This is a genomic window from Rufibacter ruber (assembly GCF_001647275.1).
GTDB classification, from domain to species: Bacteria; Bacteroidota; Bacteroidia; order Cytophagales; family Hymenobacteraceae; genus Nibribacter; species Nibribacter ruber_C.
Genome location: NZ_LRMM01000134.1, coordinates 1 through 4,278 on the forward strand (window position 1 = coordinate 1; position 4,278 = coordinate 4,278).

The 4,278-nt window shown below is 47.0% G+C and carries 4 protein-coding genes; 2 read left to right on the forward strand and 2 right to left on the reverse strand.

Features of this window, described 5'->3' with window-relative positions:
* Window positions 1-125: 125 nt before the first annotated feature.
* A complete protein-coding gene (locus tag A8O25_RS22040) occupies window positions 126-1,220 on the reverse strand; it encodes a PAS domain-containing sensor histidine kinase (protein WP_066839779.1) in 1,095 nt (364 codons plus the stop codon).
* Between the two features lie 252 nt (window positions 1,221-1,472).
* On the opposite strand from A8O25_RS22040, the gene A8O25_RS22045 reads away from it, so the two are divergent.
* The gene (locus A8O25_RS22045; RefSeq protein WP_153042875.1) at window positions 1,473-1,901 is read left to right on the forward strand and encodes a response regulator; all 429 of its coding nucleotides are present in this window, start codon (window positions 1,473-1,475) and stop codon (window positions 1,899-1,901) included.
* Between the two features lie 16 nt (window positions 1,902-1,917).
* On the opposite strand, the gene A8O25_RS22050 is transcribed toward A8O25_RS22045, so the two are convergent.
* On the reverse strand, window positions 1,918-2,358 hold the full coding sequence (locus A8O25_RS22050; protein ID WP_066839785.1) for a response regulator: 441 nt from the start codon (window positions 2,356-2,358) through the stop codon (window positions 1,918-1,920).
* Window positions 2,359-2,859: 501 nt separating this feature from the next.
* Here A8O25_RS22050 and A8O25_RS22055 point away from each other — a divergent pair.
* Window positions 2,860-4,068, forward strand: coding sequence for a GAF domain-containing sensor histidine kinase (locus A8O25_RS22055; RefSeq protein WP_066839783.1), 1,209 nt, complete (start codon window positions 2,860-2,862; stop codon window positions 4,066-4,068).
* The last annotated feature ends 210 nt before the right edge of the window (window positions 4,069-4,278 follow it).

Below are 4,278 nucleotides of genomic sequence, written 5' to 3' on the forward strand. Positions count from 1 at the left end.
AGGGATGTGCACAGGGAAAAGACCAGCTGATTAAACCCATACCAGTCTCCCCTAACGCAGAATCTTGTTTCGGCCTGTTTCCAAAACAGCAAAACAGGAATTGCCACACACCCCTTACCAGAGAATTATTCTTTGGGTATTTCCACATAAAAGGTGGAGCCGGCGTCCTCGGTGCTTTCAAACCAGACTTTCCCGTTGTGCAGTTCTACTATCTTTTTAATGATAGACATGCCTAACCCAATGCTCTTCTCGCCTTTGATGCCCTCCCGGCGGGAAGAGGTAAACTTGTCAAAGAGATTTGGCTTCAAACTGTCCGGAATTCCTATCCCATCATCGGTTACGGCCACCAGTACAGAATCTCCCTTGTCTTCTAATGCCACACTGATAGTGCCTTGGTCATACGTGAACTTAATGGCATTGGAGATTAGGTTGTTGAAGACCTGCATCATTTTCATGACATCCAGGTACATATATACGGGCTCACCTGGCAACACCAGTTCAAAGTTCTTGGCCAGCAGGCTTTCCCCCATCTGCTGGTAGTTTTCAATCATGATCTGCAAGCGTTGGCAGATATTCACCCGCTCTTTGTGCAGTACAATCTGGGAAGACTCCAGGAACTCATTGTCAATGAAATCCCTGATCAGATCAGATCCTTTCTTGGCGTTGTCTTTGATAAACTGAACCAGGTTCATTGCACTAGGCCCGGAGCCCTGCAGCAACTCCCCCTCCAGCAGTTCAACCATACCCTCTATGTTGGTGAAAGGGGCGGCAAGGTCATGTGAGAGAATTTCAAGGGTGGCGTTCTTCTTTGAGTTGAATTTAAGCAGATTTGCCTGATACTCTTTGTGGACAGTAATGTCTTCAGCAAAACCTGAAAGCAAAACCCCTTGCCCCTCTTCTAGCAGTTGGCAGTTCAGGCAGACCCATTTAGTCTCCTGGTACGGCGCGTTAACCCTGAACTCCACGGCTTCCTGTGTTTTGGTGTCCAGCAGTTTTGCGTATTTTTCAAAAAGGAAGACCTTGTCTTCCTCATGCAGTTGCCCCAGCAGCTGGAGTACATCAGGGGTAGTAGCTTCGGGTATCCCAAACAACGTATAGAACGCCCTGTTCAAGTACCTGAAATGCTTGCCAGTGACATCATAAATAAAATATGCCTGCCCAAAAGTCTCTGCCACCCGCTCTACCAGTGTAGAATGGAAGACGCTCACATCACGTTTCATCTTTCGTTAATGGTTAGTGCATGAATACTAGCTGTTTATCATTCCCGTGAAAAGACCCGGCTTTTCACTACCCGGACGCAAACGTAATCATGCTTGATTTTACATTGTTTTCAATGCCTGTAAATAGAAATCTATAAGTATAGGACTATTACTATTTTTGATACAACCTGGTTGCTAAGAATCAATTATTTATTTTGCCTAGGTTTGTTTCTACTGAATCTTTACCTTTGGTTATACCACCTGTTCCCCTCTATGCCTGCATTAAAAAAAATAAATTCCCCTGGAGCTACCGTTGATGTTGGTGAAATTCTGGTCATAGATGATGACACCTCTAGTCTGTACCTCATTCAGGACTTGTTCCAGAGCATGGGTATGGGCAGTAAAGTAACAACGGCCACTTCTGCTTCAGAAGCATTAAAGGTTCTGAAAGAACGCGCAGGAACGGCCAAATTCCCAGAACTGATCTTGCTGGACATAAGAATGCCAGAAGAAGACGGATTTGGGTTTCTGGAGAAAATGGGCAAACTGAAGTTAACCGGGCCGGTAGAACCTAAAGTTGTGGTTTTGAGCTACTACGGCAGCCGGACTTACCAGGAGCGGGCATCACGGCTGGGGGTGGCGGCTTATCTGTTAAAACCCCTCACCAAGGAGAAGGTACTGGATTTTATCAGCCTCAACTAAGTCTCTCTGCCCCTGCCTAGGTTACGGCCTGAAGGCTGGAGGAGGCATCAAACTTAAAGTATTTGTCAAGAAGCTGCGCCAGCTTTTCTCTCTTTAAGGGCTTGTTCAGGAATTCTGCAATTTTGAACTGCTGGGCCAATTGTACATCTACCGGATTGGTGGAGGTGGTCAACATGATGATGATAGGGCGGCTGTTTGCCTGCAGGTTCATCCCCTCAAATTCCCTCAGAAATTCAAAACCGTCCATGACGGGCATCTTCACGTCCAGAAAGATGAGTTGCGGGCAGTCATCTGCGGGTTGGGTCACACACCTTTCTGCTATCATGTGCAAGGCCTCCCTCCCATTATGGGCTACCAGTACCTGATCTGCGCAGTCAAGCTTGTCAATCACATTTTTACTGATGAAATTGGCAGAATTGTCATCATCCACTAATAGTACGCAGTTTAATCGTTCCATCTCCAAGAAAATTTACAACTCCCGTAATTCTTTCTCCATTTTTACCAGCTTACAGCAAATGGTTCTTCACTTTTACTCTCTTTTAGGATTAAACGTTGTTTCTGAAATCTTTATTTATACGGTTCTTCCCCAAAATTCTTAATTTTGCCTTTACGGCAATGGGAGAAACTGATGGATACTATTGTTACCTGCTGCAACGGGGCCTGGAAACGCACATGCCCAATTGCTTTTATACTTTAGGAGGAGTTACCTTCAAGTTATAAACCGCGTCTGCAGCACCAAGCGCTCACCTGCTTCCCCTAATACTTTACATACGAACCAGGTTCAATTGTTTATACCTTTTGCCAAACAGTACATAGTGGCCACCCTCCAGCCTTCCGGCTACCTCAGAGAGAGACTAAACCGGTGAAGAATAAAGTTATTGATACAAATGTCTTACTACTCACCTACACGCCACTGGCTACTTTACCAGAACAGTTAGGTGCCAATTAGGTCACCCATATGATCTTACCTGCCATTCCTGAAAATGAAATAGAGAGACTGGAAGCCTTGTATCTATATGATCTGTTAGATACCCTTCCAGAACAGGATTTTGATGAGCTAACAAAGATAGCCACGGTCATTTGCCAGACCCCTGTCTCCCTCATTACCTTAGTAGACGCAAAAAGGCAGTGGTTCAAATCAGCACAGGGGTTAGAGGTAAGAGAAACCCCCAGAGAGTTGGCCTTCTGTGCCCACGCCATCAACAATGCCCAAGGCCCTTTTGTGGTGACAGACGCCACCAAAGATGAACGCTTTTATGACAACCCCTTGGTGGCTGAAGACCCCAAAATTGTATTCTACGCCGGGGTGGTGTTAAACACCCCTGAGGGCCTGCCACTGGGCACCATCTGCGTAATTGACACCAAGGCGAGGGAGTTGACCCAGGATCAGATAAAAGCCCTGGAAGCCCTGGCCAATCAGGTAATGGGGCAAATGGAACTCCGGAGAAAGAACCGGAGGCTGGAGTTACTGAACCGTGAGATCAGCATCTTGAACAGGAACCTGTCTGAGTTCTCCTACAGGGTTTCCCATGACCTGAAAACACCGCTCAGGGGAATCAATGCCCTTTCTGGCTGGCTTCTGGAAGAGTACAGGGAAAAACTGGATGAACAGGGAGTGGAGTACCTCACGTTGATCAACAAACGTTCTAACCAGTTGCACCACCTCACTGAAGGGATCTTGCAGTATTCAAAGGCCACCACCATTCAGGTACACCAGAAAGAAGAGGTTGATCTTACCCTGCTTATTCAGGAGGTGCTTGATCATTGTGAACCACCGGCACATTTTACCATCCATTACCCCACAGACCACCCTCGCCCGTCCTGCTTCCGGCTGGGGCTCTACCAGATCCTGCAGAACCTGGTCACCAATGCCATCAAGTACAATGACAAGCCGCAGGGAGAAATCCAGATTGACTATATACCGGCAGAGGCCGGGTTCCACCTAAGCGTAGGTGACAATGGCCCCGGCATACCGGTTGAGTTCAGGGAAAAGGTATTTCTTCTTTTCGAAACCCTGGGAAGCAAATCCAATCTAAAGGAAGGAAGCGTGGGAGTAGGCCTGGCAACGGCAAAATCGCTCACAGAGCGCATGGGGGGCACCATCCAGATCTGTGACAGGGGAGGGCAGCCATCTGGGGTTTGTTTTCAGATGTTCTTCCCTGGGTAAGGGCTTTTTTGGCATATAGTTTTAAAACTAGTCAGCGGGAGGCTCTGCCTGTACGGCAAGTCTGGTAGCAGCACACAAAATGCGATAAAAGCGGGAAGGCAGGATTCTGCTTGGCCCCTTCCCGCACCTAAGAAAACCTGAAACAGACTTATTATTCTATTTTAAAGGAAAATGGCTTTCTGTTTTCGGTCCTGACTTTTGGAAAAATCA

Coding starts and splice junctions, on each gene's coding strand:
- A8O25_RS22040 (WP_066839779.1), bottom strand. CDS start 1,220: ATGAAACGTGATGTGAGCGTCTTCCATTCTACACTGGTAGAGCGGGTG.
- A8O25_RS22045 (WP_153042875.1), top strand. CDS start 1,473: ATGCCTGCATTAAAAAAAATAAATTCCCCTGGAGCTACCGTTGATGTT.
- A8O25_RS22050 (WP_066839785.1), bottom strand. CDS start 2,358: ATGGAACGATTAAACTGCGTACTATTAGTGGATGATGACAATTCTGCC.
- A8O25_RS22055 (WP_066839783.1), top strand. CDS start 2,860: ATGATCTTACCTGCCATTCCTGAAAATGAAATAGAGAGACTGGAAGCC.